21 protein-coding genes, 1 pseudogene and 1 riboswitch are annotated in these 19854 nt (G+C 63.9%); of the genes and pseudogenes, 16 read left to right on the top strand and 6 right to left on the bottom strand.

Going from position 1 to position 19854, the window contains the following annotated elements:
- Positions 1-68: 68 nt before the first annotated feature.
- Positions 69-890: a phytanoyl-CoA dioxygenase family protein gene (locus CK227_RS00655; protein WP_095771057.1), complete on the top strand. Its 822-nt coding sequence runs from the start codon at positions 69-71 to the stop codon at positions 888-890.
- A gap of 153 nt (positions 891-1043) precedes the next feature.
- Positions 1044-2321: a phosphoribosylamine--glycine ligase gene (gene purD / locus CK227_RS00650; RefSeq protein WP_095771056.1), complete on the top strand. Its 1278-nt coding sequence runs from the start codon at positions 1044-1046 to the stop codon at positions 2319-2321.
- Between the two features lie 17 nt (positions 2322-2338).
- Here purD and CK227_RS00645 read toward each other — a convergent pair whose 3' ends face one another.
- Together CK227_RS00645 and CK227_RS00640 are read right to left on the bottom strand one after the other, a co-directional pair.
- Positions 2339-3451 (bottom strand): glycoside hydrolase family 25 protein, encoded by a 1113-nt coding sequence (locus CK227_RS00645; RefSeq protein WP_095771055.1) that lies wholly within the window; start codon positions 3449-3451, stop codon positions 2339-2341.
- A 131-nt stretch (positions 3452-3582) separates the two neighbouring features.
- Entirely contained in the window at positions 3583-3819 is a 237-nt protein-coding gene (locus CK227_RS00640; RefSeq protein WP_095771431.1) for a hypothetical protein, read from the bottom strand.
- A 214-nt stretch (positions 3820-4033) separates the two neighbouring features.
- Here CK227_RS00640 and CK227_RS00635 point away from each other — a divergent pair, with 214 nt between their 5' ends.
- The gene (locus tag CK227_RS00635) at positions 4034-5803 is read left to right on the top strand and encodes an acyl-CoA dehydrogenase (protein WP_095771054.1); all 1770 of its coding nucleotides are present in this window, start codon (positions 4034-4036) and stop codon (positions 5801-5803) included.
- 32 nt (positions 5804-5835) lie between these two features.
- Positions 5836-6588, top strand: coding sequence for a crotonase/enoyl-CoA hydratase family protein (locus CK227_RS00630; protein WP_095771053.1), 753 nt, complete (start codon positions 5836-5838; stop codon positions 6586-6588).
- A 12-nt stretch (positions 6589-6600) separates the two neighbouring features.
- Here the strand turns inward: CK227_RS00630 and pdxH are convergent, their stop codons facing one another.
- Positions 6601-7218 carry a pyridoxamine 5'-phosphate oxidase gene (pdxH, locus tag CK227_RS00625; protein WP_095771052.1) on the bottom strand — a complete coding sequence of 206 codons (618 nt, stop codon included), beginning with the start codon at positions 7216-7218 and terminating at the stop codon, positions 6601-6603.
- 40 nt (positions 7219-7258) lie between these two features.
- Here pdxH and CK227_RS00620 point away from each other — a divergent pair, with 40 nt between their 5' ends.
- The 4 genes from CK227_RS00620 to CK227_RS00605 all read left to right on the top strand — a co-directional run bounded on the left by CK227_RS00620 (position 7259) and on the right by CK227_RS00605 (position 10312).
- Complete coding sequence (locus tag CK227_RS00620; protein WP_095771051.1) at positions 7259-7720, top strand: RT0821/Lpp0805 family surface protein; 462 nt, start codon at positions 7259-7261, stop codon at positions 7718-7720.
- Between the two features lie 99 nt (positions 7721-7819).
- Positions 7820-8749 (top strand): DnaJ C-terminal domain-containing protein, encoded by a 930-nt coding sequence (locus CK227_RS00615; protein WP_095771050.1) that lies wholly within the window; start codon positions 7820-7822, stop codon positions 8747-8749.
- A gap of 105 nt (positions 8750-8854) precedes the next feature.
- Positions 8855-9673, top strand: coding sequence for an enoyl-ACP reductase FabI (gene fabI, locus CK227_RS00610; protein WP_095771049.1), 819 nt, complete (start codon positions 8855-8857; stop codon positions 9671-9673).
- 51 nt (positions 9674-9724) lie between these two features.
- Entirely contained in the window at positions 9725-10312 is a 588-nt protein-coding gene (locus CK227_RS00605; protein ID WP_095771048.1) for a histidine phosphatase family protein, read from the top strand.
- A gap of 10 nt (positions 10313-10322) precedes the next feature.
- Here the strand turns inward: CK227_RS00605 and CK227_RS00600 are convergent, their stop codons facing one another.
- The gene (locus CK227_RS00600; RefSeq protein ID WP_095771047.1) at positions 10323-10583 is read right to left on the bottom strand and encodes a DUF1344 domain-containing protein; all 261 of its coding nucleotides are present in this window, start codon (positions 10581-10583) and stop codon (positions 10323-10325) included.
- A 184-nt stretch (positions 10584-10767) separates the two neighbouring features.
- Between CK227_RS00600 and aroC the strand changes: the two genes are divergently transcribed.
- On the top strand, positions 10768-11883 hold the full coding sequence (gene aroC / locus CK227_RS00595) for a chorismate synthase (protein ID WP_095771046.1): 1116 nt from the start codon (positions 10768-10770) through the stop codon (positions 11881-11883).
- 77 nt (positions 11884-11960) lie between these two features.
- Positions 11961-13061: a 3,4-dihydroxy-2-butanone-4-phosphate synthase gene (ribB, locus tag CK227_RS00590; protein ID WP_010914867.1), complete on the top strand. Its 1101-nt coding sequence runs from the start codon at positions 11961-11963 to the stop codon at positions 13059-13061.
- 58 nt (positions 13062-13119) lie between these two features.
- Here ribB and CK227_RS00585 read toward each other — a convergent pair whose 3' ends face one another.
- On the bottom strand, positions 13120-14343 hold the full coding sequence (locus tag CK227_RS00585; RefSeq protein ID WP_095771045.1) for an MFS transporter: 1224 nt from the start codon (positions 14341-14343) through the stop codon (positions 13120-13122).
- Positions 14344-14462: 119 nt separating this feature from the next.
- Here CK227_RS00585 and CK227_RS00580 point away from each other — a divergent pair, with 119 nt between their 5' ends.
- Positions 14463-15071: a TetR/AcrR family transcriptional regulator gene (locus CK227_RS00580; RefSeq protein WP_095771044.1), complete on the top strand. Its 609-nt coding sequence runs from the start codon at positions 14463-14465 to the stop codon at positions 15069-15071.
- A 92-nt stretch (positions 15072-15163) separates the two neighbouring features.
- Positions 15164-16147 carry a hypothetical protein gene (locus CK227_RS00575; RefSeq protein WP_245318034.1) on the top strand — a complete coding sequence of 328 codons (984 nt, stop codon included), beginning with the start codon at positions 15164-15166 and terminating at the stop codon, positions 16145-16147.
- A gap of 173 nt (positions 16148-16320) precedes the next feature.
- Here CK227_RS00575 and bluB read toward each other — a convergent pair.
- Positions 16321-16827: pseudogene (bluB, locus tag CK227_RS37125) on the bottom strand (5,6-dimethylbenzimidazole synthase); the annotation flags it as partial.
- A gap of 172 nt (positions 16828-16999) precedes the next feature.
- A riboswitch (cobalamin riboswitch) is annotated at positions 17000-17180 on the bottom strand.
- 120 nt (positions 17181-17300) lie between these two features.
- On the opposite strand from bluB, the gene CK227_RS00565 reads away from it, so the two are divergent.
- From CK227_RS00565 to CK227_RS00550, 4 genes are all read left to right on the top strand, one after another.
- Positions 17301-18227, top strand: coding sequence for a histone deacetylase family protein (locus tag CK227_RS00565; RefSeq protein ID WP_019856973.1), 927 nt, complete (start codon positions 17301-17303; stop codon positions 18225-18227).
- 3 nt (positions 18228-18230) lie between these two features.
- Complete coding sequence (locus CK227_RS00560; RefSeq protein WP_095771430.1) at positions 18231-18482, top strand: exodeoxyribonuclease VII small subunit; 252 nt, start codon at positions 18231-18233, stop codon at positions 18480-18482.
- A gap of 99 nt (positions 18483-18581) precedes the next feature.
- Complete coding sequence (locus CK227_RS00555) at positions 18582-18848, top strand: DUF2277 domain-containing protein (protein ID WP_010914875.1); 267 nt, start codon at positions 18582-18584, stop codon at positions 18846-18848.
- A 39-nt stretch (positions 18849-18887) separates the two neighbouring features.
- Positions 18888-19808: a pirin family protein gene (locus tag CK227_RS00550; protein ID WP_095771042.1), complete on the top strand. Its 921-nt coding sequence runs from the start codon at positions 18888-18890 to the stop codon at positions 19806-19808.
- Positions 19809-19854: the final 46 nt, after the last annotated feature.

The following is a 19854-nucleotide window of genomic DNA, read 5'->3' as shown; positions in this document are numbered from 1 at the left end:
GAGAAGTTATTATTTTACTGAATGAATCCGGGTTGCAATAGTCGTCCCGATCCTGAAAGGAGGACACCATGGCTTCCCAGACTGCTGCCCGCTCCATCGACACCGGCCTGATCGATGCGGAGACGATTGCCGACTACCAGCGTGACGGCGCGGTCTGCATCCGCGGCGCTTTCAAAGGCTGGGTCGACACGATTGCCGCCGGCATCGAGCGCAACATGCAGAACCGCAGCGCCACCGCGTCCGACATCGCCAATGGCCGAGGCAGTTTCTTCGACGATTACTGCAACTGGGAGCGCATTCCCGAATTCGTCGAGGTGGTGCGGAAATCGCCGGCCGCCGAACTGGCGGCGGCGGTGATGCAGTCGCGCACCGCGCAGTTCTTCCACGATCACGTTCTGGTCAAGGAACCCGGCACGCAGAAGCCGACACCCTGGCACCAGGACATCCCCTATTATTTCGTCGATGGCCGGCAGACGGTGAGCTTCTGGATCCCCATCGACCCGGTGAAGGAGGCGACGCTGCGCCTGATCGCCGGCTCGCACAAATGGGACAAGATGATCCTGCCGGTGCGCTGGCTCGACGACAGCAATTTCTATGCCGGCGAGGGCGACTACCTGCCGGTGCCCGATCCCGACAACGACCCGTCGATGAAGGTGCTCGAATGGGAGATGGAGCCAGGCGACGCCATTCTGTTCGACTTCCGCACCGCGCATGGCGCGCGAGGCAATTTGACTGCGGCGCGGCGCCGGGCGCTGTCGCTGCGCTGGGTCGGCGACGATGCCCACTATGTCGAGCGGCCGGGCCGTACCTCGCCGCCCTATTACGGCCATGGCATGCAGCCCGGCCAGAAATTGCGCGAGGACTGGTTCCCGGTGCTCTTTCCCGGCTGAAGCGGGCCAGAATAGGGGCGCCGGAATTCGCCGCCCATATTCGGCTGGGATAACGTTCCCGTGCGCAATTCGGATCAAAACACCCTGATGCCTTGACCCGTCGCCCGGAGAGCAATAGCGGGTGCTCTCCAGGGTTTGCATCGAGAGGTGGCCATGAACGTTCTTCTTCTGGGCTCCGGCGGCCGCGAACACGCGCTTGCCTGGAAGATTGCCGCCTCGCCGCTGCTGACCAAGCTCTACGCGGCCCCCGGCAATCCGGGCATCGGTGCTGAGGCTGAACTGGTGAAACTTGACATCACCGACCACGCCGCCGTGACCGCCTTCTGCCGGGAGAAGAAAATCGACCTCGTCGTCGTCGGACCGGAAGGGCCGCTTGTCGCCGGTATCGCTGACGATTTGCGCGCCGAAAACATCCGCGTCTTCGGGCCTTCGAAGGCCGCCGCGCGGTTGGAAGGCTCTAAGGGTTTCACCAAGGACCTCTGCGCCCGATACGATATCCCCACCGCCGCCTATGGCCGTTTCAACGATCTGGCCTCGGCCAAGGCCTATGTCGAAAAGACCGGTGCGCCGATCGTCATCAAGGCCGATGGGCTCGCCGCCGGCAAGGGTGTCACCGTCGCCATGACGCTGGACGAGGCACGGGCGGCGCTCGATGCCTGTTTCGAGGGCTCCTTCGGCGTTGCCGGAGCGGAGGTGGTGATAGAGGAATTCATGACCGGCGAGGAGGCGAGCTTCTTCTGCCTCTGCGACGGAACCACGGCACTTCCTTTCGGCACGGCACAGGACCACAAGCGTGTCGGCGACGGCGATGTCGGCCCCAACACCGGCGGCATGGGCGCCTATTCGCCGGCGCCGGTGATGACGCCTGAGATGGTCGAACGCACCATGCGCGAGATCATCGAGCCGACCATGCGCGGCATGGCCGAGCTTGGCGCGCCCTTCGCCGGCATTCTCTTTGCCGGGCTGATGATCACCGACAAGGGACCGAAGCTGATCGAATACAACACCCGCTTCGGCGATCCCGAGTGTCAGGTGCTGATGATGCGGCTGAAGGACGACCTGCTGGTGCTGCTCAATGCCGCCGTCGACGGTCAGCTGGCGCACACGTCCATACGCTGGCGCGATGAGACGGCACTCACCGTGGTGATGGCGGCGCGGGGTTATCCCGGCACGCCGGAAAAGGGGTCGGTCATCCGCGGCGTCGAGCAGGCGGCGGGCGAAGGAGTCCAGATCTTCCACGCCGGCACCGCCATCAATGGCGGCGCGCTGGTCGCCAATGGCGGCCGCGTCCTCAATGTCACCGCGACCGGCGCCACGGTCGGCGAGGCGCAGGCGCGGGCCTATGCCGCGCTCGGCCGGATCGACTGGCCGGACGGATTCTGCCGCCGCGACATCGGCTGGCAGGCCGTGGCGCGCGAGCGGGCGAGCTGAGATTTCGGAGCGGCGGCCTACGGCCGGCCGCGATCGATTTCGGTCGAACCGGTGCTGACCGGGTCGGCCGCGGCAAGGGCGGCGTCCAACTGCTCGGCTGGGCGTTGCCCGGTCCGCTTCCAGGCGACATATTGAACGATGCCGAAGCCCTGCCTTTGCGGCACCGTCTTCACCACCGGCATGCGGAACCCGTCGCGGAATTTGGACCAGCGCGAACCGAGCACCGCGACCATTTCCTCGAAGGTCGGCGGCGTTGCCACATCCGCATAGATGAGGGTGGTCTTGCCGGCGAGCGCTGCTTGGCGCGAGAGCGGCACCGGCACGCTGGCAAGGTAGTCGGATGGCACGTCGATGAGCCCGCCAAAGGGCCATTGCTGGCGCAGCGTGGCGGCATCCGCCGGCACGACGTTGACGTCGATATTATCGGGCGTGCCGGCCACCCTGTAGGGGCAGCGGAAGCGACCGCAATTGGCTTGCGCGGAAAATTGCCAGAGCGCGTAGCCTTGCCAGTTGCCCATCGGGAAATGCACGTCGATATCAGGCTTGTAGCGTGCGTACCAAAGCGGCAACCGCGACAAGAGCCGGTATTTGTAGCGGTTGTCGGCGATGTACTGCGCGGTCTTGCCGTTGGTGTAGAGCACCGGGAAGCGGCCGATGCGCCGATGCACCTGGCGCACGAACTCCTCGGCATCGTCGAGCGACATCCATTGCGAGGGATCGATGCCCTCGATGTCGAGCGCCATGAGATCGTCCGGCGCGGGATCGGCGAAATCGAGGAAATTATTGGCCTGCTCGACCGGGTTGCCAGGTCGGGCGAGGTGATAGGCGCCCCATTTCATGCCGAGTGCCTTGGCGACGACCCGTCGCGTCTGAAACAGTTCGCGCGTCACCGCATGGCGCTTCCACAGCGCCTTGCACAGCTTCACGTCGGCGTCGCTGCCGAAACAGAAATAGGGCGGCGGCATGCCGTCGGAGGCCTTGTTGATGAAGGCGACGATGCGCTTGTCGGTGGCGAGCTGCGCCCAGTCGATCGAATTGTACTCGTAGGCGTCGACGACCAGCGCGCGGTCGGCGTTCTTCCACGGCTCGGAGAAATCCGAGGCCTTTGCCGCCGATATCAGCGCCATCATCGCCGCAAGAGCGATCGCTGAGCGGCGAAGAAGGTGCGCCGGCGTTTTCAAACAGGGGATCCCCGTTGATCAAACACCGATGGTGAACCGCTATGGTTAAGGAATGCTTCTCGAAGCAGGGCCGTGGGGAGCTAGCGCCGGTTGAACGGTTGAAATTCAAACGGGTCGGGCGCGGGCTCTTGCCGCAGCGTGCCTTCGGCGGCGCGCTTGCGGTGGTGGGCAAGAGAACATTGCGGCGAGCACAATATGCCGCGATCCGACCAGTAGGCGGCGCCATGCTCCAACTGGCCGCCATGATGCCAGAACCCCGTTGCGCGATAGGGCAAGCCACATTCGATGCAGCGATAGGCGTCGGGTCTGGCGAGCATGGGCTTGTTCCGGTCGGCTGCTTCTGGTCTGTCGCCGGTCGGCTTGATGCGGCGCCTATTGAATTTAATACGGGCCGGCGCGATTGCAAAATCCGCGTGACAAAGTTTGACGTTTACGTAAAAAGAAATGGGGAGACCGCCCAAAGGCGGATGGTTTTGCGGCCGCGCCGGCTCTAGGGTTGGCGAGGCTGGTGCATCAGGAGGATCGAGCGGCATGTATCGGGCACCGGTCGAGGATATCGCGTTCACGCTGAAGCATGTTGCCGGCATGAAATCCGCCCTCGACGCCGGTAGGTTCGGCGATCTCGGCGAGGACCTGGTCGACGCCGTCCTTGGCGAGGCCGGCCGTTTCGCCACAGAGGAGGTGGCACCGCTCTACAAGATCGGAGACGAGCAGGGTGCGGTGCTCAAGGATGCCGCCGTCACCATGCCGCCCGGCTGGAAGGAGCTTTATCGCCGCTGGATCGATGGCGGCTGGAACGCGCTGTCGGGGCCTGAAGACCATGGCGGCCAGGCGCTGCCCACCATGCTGGGCGTCGCGGCGCTCGAAATGTGGAACTCCGCCGCCATGGCCTTCGGCATCGGCCCGACGCTGACCATGGGCGCGGTCGAAGCGCTCGACAAGCACGCTTCCGAAGCGCTCAAGGCGACGTATCTCGCCAAGCTCGTGTCGGGCGAATGGATGGGCACGATGAACCTGACCGAGCCGCAGGCCGGCTCCGATCTCGCCGCCTTGCGCTCCCGCGCCGAGCCCGCCGGCGACGGCACCTACCGCATCTTCGGCCAGAAGATCTTCATCACCTATGGCGAGCACGATTTCACCGACAACATCATCCATCTGGTGCTGGCACGGTTGCCGGACGCGCCCGCCGGCACGCGCGGCATCTCGCTGTTCCTGGTGCCGAAATTTTTCGTCAACGACGATGGCTCGCTCGGCGCCCGCAACGACGTCTTCTGTTCCGGCCTCGAGCACAAGCTCGGCATCCATGCTTCGCCGACCTGCACCATGATTTATGGCGACGGTTTCCAGGGCGCCAGACCCGGCGCCGTCGGCTGGCTGATCGGCGAGGAGAACAAGGGTCTCGCCTGCATGTTCACCATGATGAACAATGCCCGCCTGGCCGTCGGCATGCAGGGTGTCGCGGTCGCGGAAGCCGCCACCCAGAAGGCGATCGCCTACGCCAATGAGCGCCGCCAGGGCAAGGCGGCGGATTATGCCGGCGCCGGCATGGCGCCGATCGTCCATCACCCCGACGTGCAACGCAATCTCCTGACCATGAAGGCGCTGACGCAGACGGCGCGGGCGATCAGCTATTCCTGCGCCCACGCCATCGACATGGCGCGGGTCTCCGATGGCGATCAGGCGTCACACTGGCGCGACCGCGCCAATCTTTTGACACCGCTTGCCAAGGCGTTTTCGACCGATGTCGGCGTCGAAGTTGCTTCGCTCGGCGTGCAGGTGCATGGCGGCATCGGCTTCATCGAGGAAACCGGTGCTGCAGCCTTCTACCGCGACGCCCGCATCGCGCCGATCTACGAGGGTACCAACGGCATCCAGGCGATCGATCTGGTCACCCGCAAGCTGCCGCTCGGCGGCGGCGAACACGTGCATGGCTTCATCGGCGAACTGGCCGCCGTCGCCAATGCCGTGCGTACTTCCAACCTGCAGGGTTTCGGCCGAACAGCCGATGCGCTCGACGCAGCCCTTGGCGACCTGACGCAAGCGACGCGCTTCCTGCAGAAACTGTCGGCCGACGGCCGGTCAGACGAGGCGCTGGCGGGAGCGACGCCGTATCTCAGGTTGATCTCGCTTGCCGCTGGCGGCGCCTATCTGGCGCGCGGCGCGCTTGCCGATCAGGACCGCATCGCCCTGTGCCGCTTCTTCGCCGAAAACCTGCTCGGCGAGGCACACGCCTTGAAGGAACGCGTCATCGACGGCGCGGAGAGCCTCGCTGCCGCCGGCAAGGCGCTGATATCAGCTTGAATTCTCATAGCGCTCCATCAGGGAAGAAGACCGTGACAGACCATATCCTCGTCGAGCGCCAGGGCGCCATCCAGATCATCCGCATGAACCGTCCGGACAAGAAGAACGCGCTGACGCGTGCCATGTACGCAAAGATGTCGGCGACGCTTGCCGAAGGCGATGCCGATCCGGCGATCCGCGTCCATGTCTTCCTCGGCGTGCCCGGTGCCTTCTCCTCCGGCAACGATCTTGCCGATTTCATGGTTGTCGCCACCGGCGGTGACGGCGGCACGGAAGTCTGGGATTTCCTGATGGCGCTGGCCAGGGTCGAAAAACCCATCGTCTCCGGGGTCGACGGCATCGCGGTCGGCATCGGTACGACGATCAACCTGCATTGCGACCTGACCTTCGCCACGCCGCGCACCGTGTTCAGGACGCCTTTCGTCGATCTTGGCCTGGTGCCCGAGGCCGGCTCCAGTCTGCTGGCGCCGCGCATCCTGGGTCAACAAGGCGCCTTCGCGCTGCTCGGCCTTGGCGAAGGTTTTTCCGCCGAGCGCGCGAAGGCCTCCGGCCTGATCTACGACGTGGTCGAGGAGGGCGCGCTGGAGGCCTCGGTGCTGGCGGCCGCCGGCCAGATCGCCGCCAAGCCACCGCAGGCGCTGAAGATCGCGCGCGACCTCATGCGTGGCTCGCGCGACGATCTCGTCGCCCGCATCGGCGAGGAAAGCCAGCATTTTCGCGAGCGGCTGAAGTCGGACGAGGCCCGCGCCGCGCTCACCGCGTTCATGACCAGGAAGAAGAGCTGAGGCCTTGCCCTCTCAGGGATAAAGCCGCGTCTTGTCCCAATCGCCTTTGGCATTGCGGGTAAAGACCACCCGGTCATGCAGCCGGAACGGACGGTCGTGCCAGAACTCGATCGTCTTCGGCACGATGCGGAAACCCGACCAGTGCTTCGGGCGTGGAATCTCGCCGATGGCGTAGCGCGCCGTGTATTCGGCGACAGCTTTCTCCAGCGCGAAGCGGCTTTCCAGCGGCCGTGACTGCTTCGACGCCCAGGCGCCGATGCGGCTGCCGCGTGGGCGCGTCGCGTAATAGGCGTCGGCCTCGGCATCGCTGACGATCTCCACCGGGCCGCGAATGCGCACCTGCCGGCGCAGCGATTTCCAATGGAAACACATCGCCGCCTTCATGCTGCCTAGAATCTCCTGGCCCTTCGCGCTCTCGAAATTCGTGTAGAAAACAAAGCCGCCTTCATCGAACCCCTTTAGCAGCACCATCCGCACATCCGGCATGCCTTCGGAATCGACGGTCGCCAGCGCCACGCCGTTGGCATCGTTGATTTCGTTCTTGGTGGCGTCGTCCAGCCATGCGGCAAAGAGGCGAAATGGCTCGGCCGCTTCGGTAAAGTCACTGGTTGTTAACTCTGTGTCGCTCATAGTTTTTCTCAAATTGTCACGAAATCAGGGAGGTTGCCGATTGTCGCGTATCGCGCAAGCTTTTGACAGCAGGCAATGGGGCGTTATCGCTTCGGCCAGCGCGAAAGCGGCGATCGTGGCGGCGGCCTTGCCGCTTGCCGCCTGCGGCGCGGGTGGCTTCAGCCTGGAAAAGGCCGAAGTCGACCGCTCGATCCTGACCAGCAGCACGCAGGCTTCACCGGCGCCTGCCGATTCGGATCGCGACTCCGACCAGACGACGATCGGCAATGCGGTGTCCTCCGCCGACATCGAACAGCTCGGCGGCCAGGCCGTGCCGTGGGCCAATGCCGGCACCGGCTCGCGCGGCTCCATCACCGAACTGGCGGAATTGAAGGACAGGGGCCAGACCTGCCGCCGCTTCAAGGCCTCGCGCGAAAGCTTTGACGGCGTTGCCATGTTCGAAGGCGAACTCTGCCTGGCCAGTGCCGGCGGCTGGCGCATGCAGGGCTTCAAGGCGCTCTGATTTCCGCTTTCAATATGGCCATCAGCTACTGGAATTTCTTCCTATCCGAGCGCATATAGGAGGCAAGTATGGACTCAACTCATTTCCAGGGCAGGAAGCATGCGCGACCCGTATGAGGTCCTGGGCGTTGCAAAGAACGCATCGGCCAAGGACATAAAATCGGCGTACCGGAAACTCGCCAAGAAACATCATCCGGACCAGAATCCGAATGATCCCAAGGCGAAGGACCGTTTTGCCGCGGCCAATCAGGCCTATGAGATCGTCGGCGACGAGAAGAATCGTGCTGCTTTCGATCGCGGCGAGATCGACGCCGACGGCAAGCCGCGCTTCCAGGGCTTTGAGGGCGCCGCCGGTGGCGGCGATCCCTTTGCCGGGTTTCGCCGCCAGCAAGGCGCCGGCGGTTCGCGATTCGAATTCCGTTCGGGGCGCCCGGGCGGGGATCCGTTCGACGGCAACAGCGATATTTTCAGCCAGATCTTCGGCGACGCCTTTTCCGGCGCGCGCGGTGCCGGCATGGGCGACCGCCGCCAGCCCGCGACGGCGGCTGATTTGAACGTCACGCTCGACGTCACCATCGAGGAAGCGGCGACCGCCGAAAAGGTGACGGCGATGTTCCCGGATGGCCGCAAGGTGGCGGTCAAACTGCCGGCCTTTGTCGAGGATGGCCAGACCATCCGGCTGAAGGGACAGGGCGAGCAGGGGCCGGGCCAGCCCGGCGACGCGCTGGTCAAGATCCATATCCGCCGGCATCCGCGCTACCGCATCGAGGGCCGCGACCTGCATGCCGATCTGCCGGTGTCGCTGGCGGATGCGGTGCTGGGCGCCAAGGTGCCGGTCGAGACGCCGACAGGCAGGCTGGCGGTCAACGTTCCCGCCTGGTCGAGCTCGGACAAGGTCCTGCGGCTCAAGGGCAGGGGCCTGCCGGAAAAGGCCGGCGGCCATGGCGACCTCTACGCGCATGTCCGCATCATGCTGCCGGAAGGCGGCGACGGCGCGCTCGAAGCGTTGCTGCGTGGTCAAAAAGGCTGATCCATCGTTCTTGTCCCCCGAACTGTCCGGTTTGAGCGCTTGAAGGGGCTGTGTGCCTGTGCGATAGGCACTCCACAAAGAACAAACCTTGCGGAGAGCGCTCACATGGCGGGTGGACAGGGCCTGATGGCCGGCAAGCGCGGCCTTATTCTTGGCGTCGCGAACAACAGGTCGATTGCCTACGGCATCGCCAAGGCATGCGTCGACCATGGCGCAGAGATCGCGCTGACCTATCAGGGCGAGGCGTTCAAGAAGCGCGTCGAGCCGTTGGCGGCGGAACTGGGCGCCTTTGTCGCCGGCCATTGCGACGTCACCGATCCGGCTAGCCTCGATGAGGTTTTCGCCAATGTCGCCAGGCATTGGGGCAAAATCGACTTCCTCGTCCATGCCATCGCCTTCTCCGACAAGGATGAGCTGACCGGCCGCTATGTCGAGACCACGCGCGACAACTTCCTGCGCACCATGGACATTTCGGTGTTTTCCTTCACCACCATCGCCAAGCGCGCCGAGGCGCTGATGACCGAGGGCGGTTCACTGCTCACGCTAACCTACTACGGCGCCGAGAAGGTGATGCCGCACTACAACGTCATGGGTGTCGCCAAGGCCGCGCTCGAAGCCAGCGTGCGTTACCTCGCCGTCGATCTCGGCGGCAAGAAGATCCGCGTCAACGCGATCTCGGCCGGCCCGATCAAGACACTGGCCGCCTCGGGCATCGGCGATTTCCGGTACATACTGAAGTGGAACGAATACAATTCGCCGCTGAAGCAGACGGTCACGCAGGAGGAGGTCGGCGATTCCGGCGTCTATTTCCTGTCCGACCTGTCGCGTGGCGTCACCGGTGAGGTGCACCATGTCGATTCCGGCTATCACGTGGTCGGCATGAAGGCGGTCGACGCGCCTGATATTTCGACGGTCAAGGATTAATTCCGTCCCCTATCCTCAGTCCAGGCCCTGGCCCGACCTTCGGAAGACTTGATGTACCCGCTGGTTTATATCGTGCGCCACGGCGAGACCGCGTGGAACGCCGAGGCCCGGCTTCAGGGCCAGGCCGACACCGATCTCAATGAGCTCGGCCGCCAACAGGCAACCGGAAACGGGAATCGGCTGGCCGGCCTCGTCAACAAGCCGGAGGATTTCGATTTCATCGCCAGCCCGATGAAGCGGACGCGCGAAACGATGGAGCGCATCCGCGTCGCGATGAAGCTCGATCCGCTCGTCTATCGAACCGATCCCGATCTCGTTGAAGTCAATTTCGGCGATTGGCAGGGGTTCACGTTTGCCGAACTCGAGACACGCTATCCTCGTGCGAAGAGGACTCGCGCTTTGGATAAATGGAACTTCCGGCCGCCCGGCGAAGGTGCCGAGAGCTACCAGATACTGCTCGAACGGGTGAAGCCCCGGTTCGACGAGATTGACCGCAAGACGGTCTGCGTGACGCATGGCGGCGTCATGCGCACCCTGTTCCGTTTCGTGCTCGATATGGCGGAGGACGAGGCCGCGAACCTGGAAATACCGCACGATCGCGTGCTCAAACTTGAAGGCCGGAGCCTGGAGTGGGTTTAAGCCGCCTGACCTAGTTCGTGTCGCTGTCCGGCAACTGCATATCGGTCACGACATTCTCGCCATTGGTCACGTCGTAAGCGATGACGATGTCCATGCCCGGCTTCAGCGAGTCGAGATCGGTTTCGGCGTTCAGCTTGTAGGATTTGCCGTCATCCAGCGTCAGGGTCAGCGCGTCCTTGTCGATCTTCTTGATCAGGCCTTCGGTCTGTCCGGCGAAGGCGGCGGTGGAATAGAGCAGGGCGGCGGCAACAGCGCCAATCAGGGTACGCATGATCGTCCTCTTTGGTCATTGCGCCGGCACTGCGGCGGCGGGTCCTCAACGGCGGATGGAAGAAAGCAGAAACCAGCCGAATGTGTCAAAACTTAAACGGCAGGGATGACAGTTTGACCACCGCAAGAAACGCCAATAGAAGGCAGGCTTCAACCGGCTCCGCTGCCGGCAGGGCACTTTATCAATGTCTCATAACACGTTCGGCCACCTTTTCCGCGTCACCACCTGGGGCGAAAGCCATGGCGCAGCACTTGGCTGCGTGGTCGACGGCTGCCCGCCCGGCATCCGCTTCACGCGTGATGAAATCCAGGCCGAACTCGACAAGCGCCGGCCGGGCCAGTCGCGCTTCGTCACCCAGCGCCGCGAACCCGACGAGGTGAAGGTGCTGTCTGGTTTCGTCCTCGACGAGGACGGCCAGACGATGATCACCACCGGCACGCCGGTCTCCATGTTGATCGAGAATGTCGACCAGCGTTCCAAGGACTATGGCGAGATCGCCCGCCAATACCGGCCGGGCCATGCCGACTACACCTATGACGTCAAATACGGCATACGCGACCATCGCGGCGGCGGCCGCTCCTCGGCCCGCGAGACCGCGGCCAGGGTCGCCGCCGGCGCGCTCGCCCGCAAGGTGGTGCCCGGCATGGTGGTGCGCGGCGCCCTGGTTTCGATGGGTGAAAAATCGATCGACCGCGCCAACTGGAACTGGAATTTCATCGGCGACGCGCAGAATCCGTTCTTCACACCCGATCCCGCTTCGGTTCCCGTCTTCACGCAGTATCTCGACGGTATCCGCAAGGCCGGATCCTCGGTCGGCGCCGTGATCGAGATCGTCGCCGACGGCGTGCCGCCAGGGCTTGGCGCGCCGATCTATGCCAAGCTCGACCAGGACATTGCGTCGGGCCTGATGTCGATCAACGCCGTCAAGGGCGTCGAGATTGGCAACGGCTTCGAGGCCGCCCAGATCACCGGCGAGCAGAATGCCGACGAGATGCGCATCGGCAATGACGGCAAGCCGGTGTTCCTGTCCAACAATGCCGGCGGCATCCTTGGCGGCATCTCGACCGGCCAGGCGATCGTGGCCCGTTTCGCCGTCAAGCCGACCTCATCGATCCTGACGCCGCGAAAGTCGATCGACAAGGACGGCAACGACGTCGAGGTGATGACCAAGGGCCGGCACGACCCCTGCGTCGGCATCCGCGCCGTGCCGATCGGCGAGGCAATGGTTGCCTGCGCCATTGCCGATCACTATCTGCGGCACAGGGGACAGACGGGGAAGGGAATAGGCAGTAGGGAATAGGCATTTGGCCGCCCGACACAGCCTTTTCATTTCCCTACTGCCTATTCACTAATCCCTGCGAGCGAAGCGAGCACCCCATGCCTTACGATCAGAAGAAGATTGTCGAAGCCATTCGCGCTTTCGAACGCGGCGAGATCGTCGTCGTCATGGACGATGACGGGCGCGAGAACGAGGGCGACCTGATCGTCGCCGCCGTTCACTGCACGCCGGAAAAGATGGCCTTCATCGTGCGCAACACCTCGGGCATCGTCTGCACGCCGATGCCGCGCGAGGAAGCCAAGCGGCTCAACCTGCAGCCGATGGTCGCCGACAATGATTCCGCCCACACCACCGCCTTCACCGTCAGCGTCGATTTCAAGCATGGCACGACGACGGGCATTTCGGCTGACGACCGAACGCTGACCGTGCGCAACCTCGCCAACGGCAATGTCGGCGCCTCCGATTTCGTCCGCCCCGGCCACATCTTCCCGCTGATCGCCCGCGAAGGCGGCGTGCTGATGCGTTCGGGCCATACCGAAGCGGCGGTCGATCTCTGCAAGCTCGCCGGCCTGCCGCCGATCGGCGTCATTTCCGAACTGGTCAACGACGACGGCACCGTCAAGCGCGGTCCGCAGGTGCAGGCTTTCGCCGAAGAGCATGGCCTGAAGCAGGTGTCGGTCGCCGACCTCATCGCTTACCGCCAACGCAAGGAAACGCTGGTCGAGCGCGTCGCTTGCTCCGATATCGACACGCTTGGCGGCAAGGCGCAGGTCTTCACCTACACGCTGCCCTGGGACACGATGCATCACGTCGCAGTCGTGTTCGGCGATATACGCGATGGCGAGGAAGTGCCGGTGCGTCTGCATTCCGAGGATGTGGTGACCGACGTCTTCGGCACCAGCCATCGCCTGGACGGCATCATGAAGGCGATGGGCGAGCGCAAACGCGGCGTCATCGTCTATCTCAGAGAGGGCTCCGTCGGCGTCGCGCACCAGGAGCGCAAGCGCCCGCTGAGCGGTGACCGCGAGGATCACGAAGAGGCCCGCCGCCGTGAGAATGAATGGCGCGAAATCGGCCTCGGCGCACAGATCCTGAAGGATCTCGGCATTTCCTCGATCAACCTGATCGCCTCGCGCGAGCGTCATTATGTCGGCCTCGAAGGGTTTGGCATCCACATCGCCAAGACCGAGATCCTCTAAGATATGTTCGAGATTCAGGTCAGGCCGGCCTGACCTGAATCTCGACATATGCTGGCTGTCACTCGGCCGGAACGGCGGCTGCTTCGCATCCGTCCAACTCGCATTTATGCGTGGCCAGGATGCGCTGGCCGAGCAGCACGGTGGCGAGCGCAATCGTGCCCGATGCCACCGAGACCCAGAACCCGTTCTGGGCGCCGAACGCATCCACCACGGCGCCGGCGGCGAAGGAGCCAAGCGCCATGCCGATGCCGATCCCGGTGGTCACCCAGGTGATGCCTTCGGTCAGCATCGCTTCGGGGACATGCCGCTCAATCAGGCCAAAGGCCGTGATGAAGGTCGGCGAGATCGCCACGCCGCTGATGAAGACGGTCAGCGCCAGAAGCGGCACGCTGTTGGCGGTGAGCGGCAGCAAGGTGCCGAGCGCGACCAGGGCGACCGCGATGGCGAGCTGGCGTTGCAGTGGTGCCTTCAGGTTGAGCGCGCCGACAATGATGCCGAGCACGAACGACCCCAGCGCGTAGACGCCGATGACGAGGCTGGCGGCGCCGGGCTGGCCGAGCTCCTTGGTGATGGCCACCGTGCTCACTTCCGTCGTCGCGAAGGTCGCGCCGACGAAGATCAGGGCAAAGGTGATGACCTGTACCGGCCGCAGGCGGATCGCCGAGCCGCTCGAGCCATGGTCCACCGGGCGCACCTGTGGCTCGGTCGATCGCTGCAGGATGAACGCGGTCGAGCCCAAGGCGAGGAACAGAGTGCTCGCCAGCATGCCCGCTTCCGGAAACAGGGCGGCGCTGAGGCCGACCGACAGCGATGCGCCGGCGATATAGACCAGTTCATCCGCCGCCGATTCGAAGGCGAAGGCGGTGTTCATCTCGGGCCGACCCCGGAAAAGCTCGGTCCAGCGCGCGCGCACCATGGCCGGCATGCTGGGCATGGCCGCCGCCAGCAGCGCCGACACGAACAGCGTCCAGACCGGCCAGTCCTGATTGGCGGCCGCGACCAGCGTGATGAAGGCGACCACGGAGATGACTGTCGTGGGCACGACGATCCGCGTCTGGCCAAGGCGGTCGACCAGTCTTGATATTTGCGGCGCCAGGAATGCGTTGGCCAGCGCGAATGTCGCCGAGACAGCACCCGCCAGCCAGTATTCGCCACGCGTCTGCGACAGCATCGCCACGATGCCGATCGGCGCCATGGCGATCGGCAGGCGCGCCATGAAGCCGGCGGCCGCAAAGCCCCTCGCTCCAGGGGCGCGGAAGATTTCCGAATAGGGGTTTTGCATGGGGTTCCTCGACAAAGGGCGGTTCGACAATTACATACGAAGCGTATGATCATTAGATAGAGCATACGCGACGTATGTCAATTGGCATACGGAACGTATGGGAATAGGACCAGACGGAAATGCACAGACCCCGCAAGGAAATGATCGCCGAGACGCGCGCCAAGCTGATCGCCGCGGCCCGCCAGGCCTTTGGCACGATCGGATATGCCGAAGCGTCGATGGATGATTTCACGGCATCGGCCGGGCTGACGCGCGGCGCCCTCTACCACCATTTCGGCGACAAAAAGGGACTGCTGGAGGCGGTTATCGCCGAAATCGACGGCGAGATGGCTGCTCGGGTCAATGAGGTCGCGTCGAGAGCGCCGACCCGCTGGCAGCATTTCGTCGACGAGTGCACGACCTATATCGAAATGGCGCTGGAGCCGGAAATCCAGCGCATTATGTTCCGCGACGGTCCGGCCGTACTGGGCGATCCCGCGCAATGGTCGAATGCCAATGCCTGCGTCGGTTCAATGACCGATCATCTGACCGCGCTGCAGGGGGAAGGGGTGGTCGTCCCGGGCGTCGACCCCGAGACCGCCGCGCGGCTGATCAACGGGGCGAGCAGCCAGGCGGCGCAGCGGATCGCCAATTCGAACGACCCCGAAGCGACGTCGAAGATCGTGGTTGCGGCGTTCAAGCAATTGCTCGAAGGACTGCTCAGAAAACCAGCGTCGAAACAGAGCTAAATCCCCGTTGCGCACCGCTGTCCACCGCTCATGATTGACAATCCTCGGGGTGAGCGCATCCTTCCCAGCCATCTCTGAGGGGAGATTCGGGCATGTGGGATTTCGATATCGGCAGGTCGGTGTCCATCATGATGCGGACCTGGCCTTTCATTGTCTTTCGCATGATCGTCTATTTCGGCATCACGCTTGCCTATATCGTGGCGACCGGCACGGGAGCGTCGGTCGGCTATGGCGTCGGCCATATCTCCACGGATCCCGACGGGCCGATGTCCTTTGCCCTGTGGGGCGGCGTGGTCGGCTTCGGCGTGGTTTCGATCGCCGTCTATTGGATCCGCGAATATATCCTCTACGTCGTCAAGGCCGGCCATATCGCCGTGATGGTCCATCTGATCGACGGCCGGGATGTCCCCGACGGCCAGAACCAGATCGCCTATGCCAGGCAGGTCGTGACCGAGCGTTTCGCCGAGGCCAACATCCTTTTCGTCGTCGACCAGCTGGTCAAGGGCGCCATCCGCGCCATCACCGGCCTGCTCGGCGGCATCGCTGCTTTCCTGCCCATTCCGGGCCTGAGCGGTCTGGTCTCCTTCATCAACACGGTGATCCGCCTGTCGCTCACCTATGTCGACGAGATCATCCTCGGCTACAACATCCGCATCAACTCGTCCTCACCCTTCGAGACGGCGCGGCAAGGCGTCGTGCTCTACGCCCAGAACGGCAAGACCATGGTCAAGAACGCCGTCTGGCTGGCGGTCATCATGTGGGGCGTGTCTTTCGTCATCTTCCTGCTGATGCTGGCTCCGGCCAGCGCCGTTCTCTTCATCATGCCCGGACAACTCGCCGGCTGGGCCTTCGTGCTTGCCATCGTCTTTGCCTGGGCCTTCAAGGCGGCCTTCATCGAGCCCTTCGCCATCGCTTGCCTGATGCAGGTCTATTTCAAGACCATCGCCGGCCAGGTGCCCGATCCGGCCTGGGATATCAGGCTGGCCGAGGCGTCGTCGAAGTTCAGGGAGCTGAAGGACAAGGCGCTGGCCTCCTTTGGTGGCTCGCGCTGGGGCACGGCCGGCGCGACGAACTGATCGGCTGGGCAGGTCGTCGCCGGCGCGACATCGGAGGCGTTGAGGCGGGCCACGGTCGATTTCAGTGGCGCCTCGCCTTGCCCGCAAAAAGTCTCGCTCATGATCAGGTCGGGCAGCGGCAGCCGCCGGCCCCAGCCATGCGTTTCCAGGTCTGGTTTGGATGCGAACTCGGAAACACGGCCGACGCAGAGATAGGCGACGGGCGTCACATGCTCGGGAATGGCCAGCAGGCTCTTCAACGCTTGCGGCTCGATGATGCTGACCCAGCCGACGCCGACGCCTTCGGCACGCGCGGCCAGCCAGAAATTCTGCACCGCGCAGACCGTGCTGTAGAGATCCATTTCCGGATTGTGCCAGCGGCCCAGTGGCGAGCCTTGCGAGCGCCGACGGTCACAGGTGATGCAGATGTTGAGGGCGCTTTCGCAGATACCTTCGAGCTTCAGCTTGCGGTAGAGCGCCTGTCGTTCCTCCTCGATTTCAGGCAGTTCCTGTTCGCGCGCGGCCAGGAACAGGTCGCGCACCTCTGCCCGTCGCGCGGCGTCGCGGATGACGATGAAATTCCATGGCTGCATAAAGCCGACCGATGGCGCGTGATGGGCGGCAAGCAGAAGCCGCGCCAACACCTCGTCGTCGAGCGCGTCGGGCAGGAAATGGCTGCGCACGTCGCGCCGCGTGAACATGGCGCGATAGACCGCGTCGCGCGCCGTCTGGTCAAATCCGTCGCCCACAGGAGCGGTCATGTGTTCCGGCATCGCTCGTCCCCTTGCGATTGCAATAGTTCCACACCGTCAGAGCGCACTTTGTGCATCCAACTGGACGCAGTTTGCTCTGATGCCAGCCGCCTGACCATGCGGATGACGATGCCTGCCAGGCCGGTCTTCTGGCTCGGGATCAACCCGCGTCCGGTGCCTTCCCGTCATCGACAGTGGCAGTTACCGGCGCGGTCCCCCTCACAGCGTTGGGCACGCCACGGAATTCAACCGTGTTCCCGATTCTCCCGCTTGCGGCGAGCACCAGGCAGTGGCGCGACCTTACGCCGAAGCCTCGGCCGCGCCAATCCCCGCGGCGGCGCCAATGGACGCAGGCGCGATTTTCCCCAGCGATCGAGAGGCAATGCATGGCCATCGCGGCACCGGGGCACTAGATAGGGAGCATGACAACCCGTCTCTACACCCATCCGATCTTCCTCGAACACATCACGCCGCCCGGGCATCCCGAACGGCCGGACCGCTTGCGCGCCATCGAGCGCGTGCTCGACGACGAGGCTTTTGCCGCGCTCGATCGTGTCAAGGCGCCGGAGGGCGACGAGGCCACCATCCTCTACGCGCACCCCGCCGATTTCGTCGCCCGTGTGCGTGCCGCCATTCCCGAGGAGGGTATTGCCCGCATCGATGCCGACACCACCGCCAGCCCGAAGAGCTGGCAGGCGGTGATCGCCGCGATCGGCGCGGCCAACGCCGCCGTCGACGACGTCTTTGCAGGCCGCGCCGACAACGTCTTCGTCGCCGCAAGGCCGCCCGGCCACCATGCAGAGAAGACCACCGCGATGGGCTTCTGCTTCTTCAACACGGCGGCGATCGCCGCTCGCTATGCGCAGAAGAAGCATGGCGCCGAGCGTGTCGCCGTCGTCGACTGGGATGTGCATCACGGCAACGGCACGCAGGATATTTTCTGGGACGATCCCTCGGTTCTCTATTGCTCGACGCACCAGATGCCGCTTTATCCCGGCACTGGCGCGAAGACCGAGACCGGGGCCGGCAACATCGTCAACGCGCCCTTGGCGCCGCAGACCGGCAGCGAGGTGTTTCGCGATGCCTTCCTGTCGCGGGTGCTGCCGTCGCTCGACAATTTCGCGCCTGACCTGATCATCATCTCGGCCGGTTTCGACGCGCATCACCGCGATCCGCTGGCCGAGATCAACCTGACCGAGGACGATTTCGACTGGGCGACCGGCCAGCTGATGCAGCGCGCCGCGCGCCACAGCGGCAACCGGCTCGTCAGCCTGCTCGAGGGCGGCTACGATCTGCAAGGACTGGCATTTTCGGTCGCCGCCCATGTCGGGCGACTGATGAAAGGATGAATGATGGCTGGTGAAACCAACGAAGACATCAAGGCGATGAGCTTCGAGCAGGCGCTCGACGCGCTGGAGAAGATCGTCGATGATCTGGAGCGTGGCGACGTGCCGCTCGACCAGTCGATCAAGATCTACGAGCGCGGCGAGGCGCTGAAGGCGCATTGCGACCGGCTGCTGAAGGCCGCCGAGGACAAGGTCGAGAAGATCAGGCTGTCGCGCGACGGCAAGCCGGTCGGAACAGAACCGCTCGACGCGGACTGAGGCACGGAGCAGCCTTTCCGGTTTTTGGACACGATCATGGTTGAGAATTAAGCTCGTCCCGATTGAAACGGCTCCAGGACAAAAGGAGATACGGAAGCGATGTGCAGAAACATCAAGACCCTGTTCAATTTTGACCCGCCCGCAACCAATGACGAAGTGCGCGACGCAGCCCTTCAGTTCGTCCGCAAGCTGAGCGGAACGACACGACCGTCGAAACAGAACCAGCATGCGTTCGATCATGCGGTCGAAGCCATCGCGGCATCGGCGCGTGAACTCCTCGATTCGCTTGAAACCAACCAGCATCCGCGCAATCGCGAAGAGGTGGCGGCCAAACTGCGGGCAAAGGCGGCGATCCGCTTTGCCTGATGCCGCCAAGTGGCCCTCGACCGCTGACAAGGAGAGTCCATGAGCTTCTTTCCCGGGAAAGACCCTGAAGCCGGCGACGCCTTTGCCAGCGACCAGATCGAGTTGATGGTCATCCCGAACGCCAAGGACATTGGCGGCTTCGAGGTGCGTCGCGCGCTGCCGACCGCCAGGCGGCGGCTGGTCGGGCCGTTCATTTTCTTCGATCGCATGGGTCCGGCGATCCTGCGGGCAGGCCAGGCTCTCGATGTCCGTCCTCACCCGCATATCGGCCTGTCGACGGTGACGTATCTGTTCGACGGCAAGATCAGGCATCGGGATTCGCTGGGCACCGAAATGGTGATCCAGCCCGGCGACGTGAATTTGATGACCGCCGGCCGCGGCATCGTGCATTCCGAGCGCACGCCGGAGGAATTGCGCGGCGCGCCGATGTCGATCTCAGGCCTGCAGACATGGCTCGCCTTGCCCGATGGCAAGGAGGAGGTGGCCCCGGTGTTCGAGAACACCGCTGCCTTGCGGCTGCCCGAGATCGATGCCGAAGGCGTCCGCGGCCGCATCGTCATCGGCGATTTCCAGGGGCAGCGCTCCCCGGTTAGGGCCGATTCCGAGACACTTTACGCCGACCTTAGGCTGGCGCCGGGCGCCAGCATAAAGATTCCGGCCGACGCGGAAGAGCGCGCCATCTACACGCTGGAAGGTGAGGTCGCGATTTCGGGCGACGTCTTTCCGGCAGAGCGGCTCCTGGTGTTCCGGCCCGGTGACGAGATCATCATATCGTCGCAAACCGGTGCGCATTTCATGCTTTTCGGCGGCGCCTCGCTTGGCTCGCAGCGCTACATCTGGTGGAATTTCGTCTCCTCGTCGAAGGAGCGCATCGAACAGGCCAAGCAGGAATGGAAGACGGGACGCTTCGATATCGTTCCTGGAGATGAGAAAGAGTTCATCCCGCTGCCGGAAAGCTGAGGAAATCGGCGAGGGGACCTGATAGATCCGCGTCACCGACACGCAT

The sequence above is a fragment of the Mesorhizobium sp. WSM4308 genome, from assembly GCF_002294905.1.
Lineage (GTDB): Bacteria > Pseudomonadota > Alphaproteobacteria > Rhizobiales > Rhizobiaceae > Mesorhizobium.
Note: the sequence above shows the minus strand (reverse complement) of the source record. Positions and strands in the feature narration are given on the sequence as shown.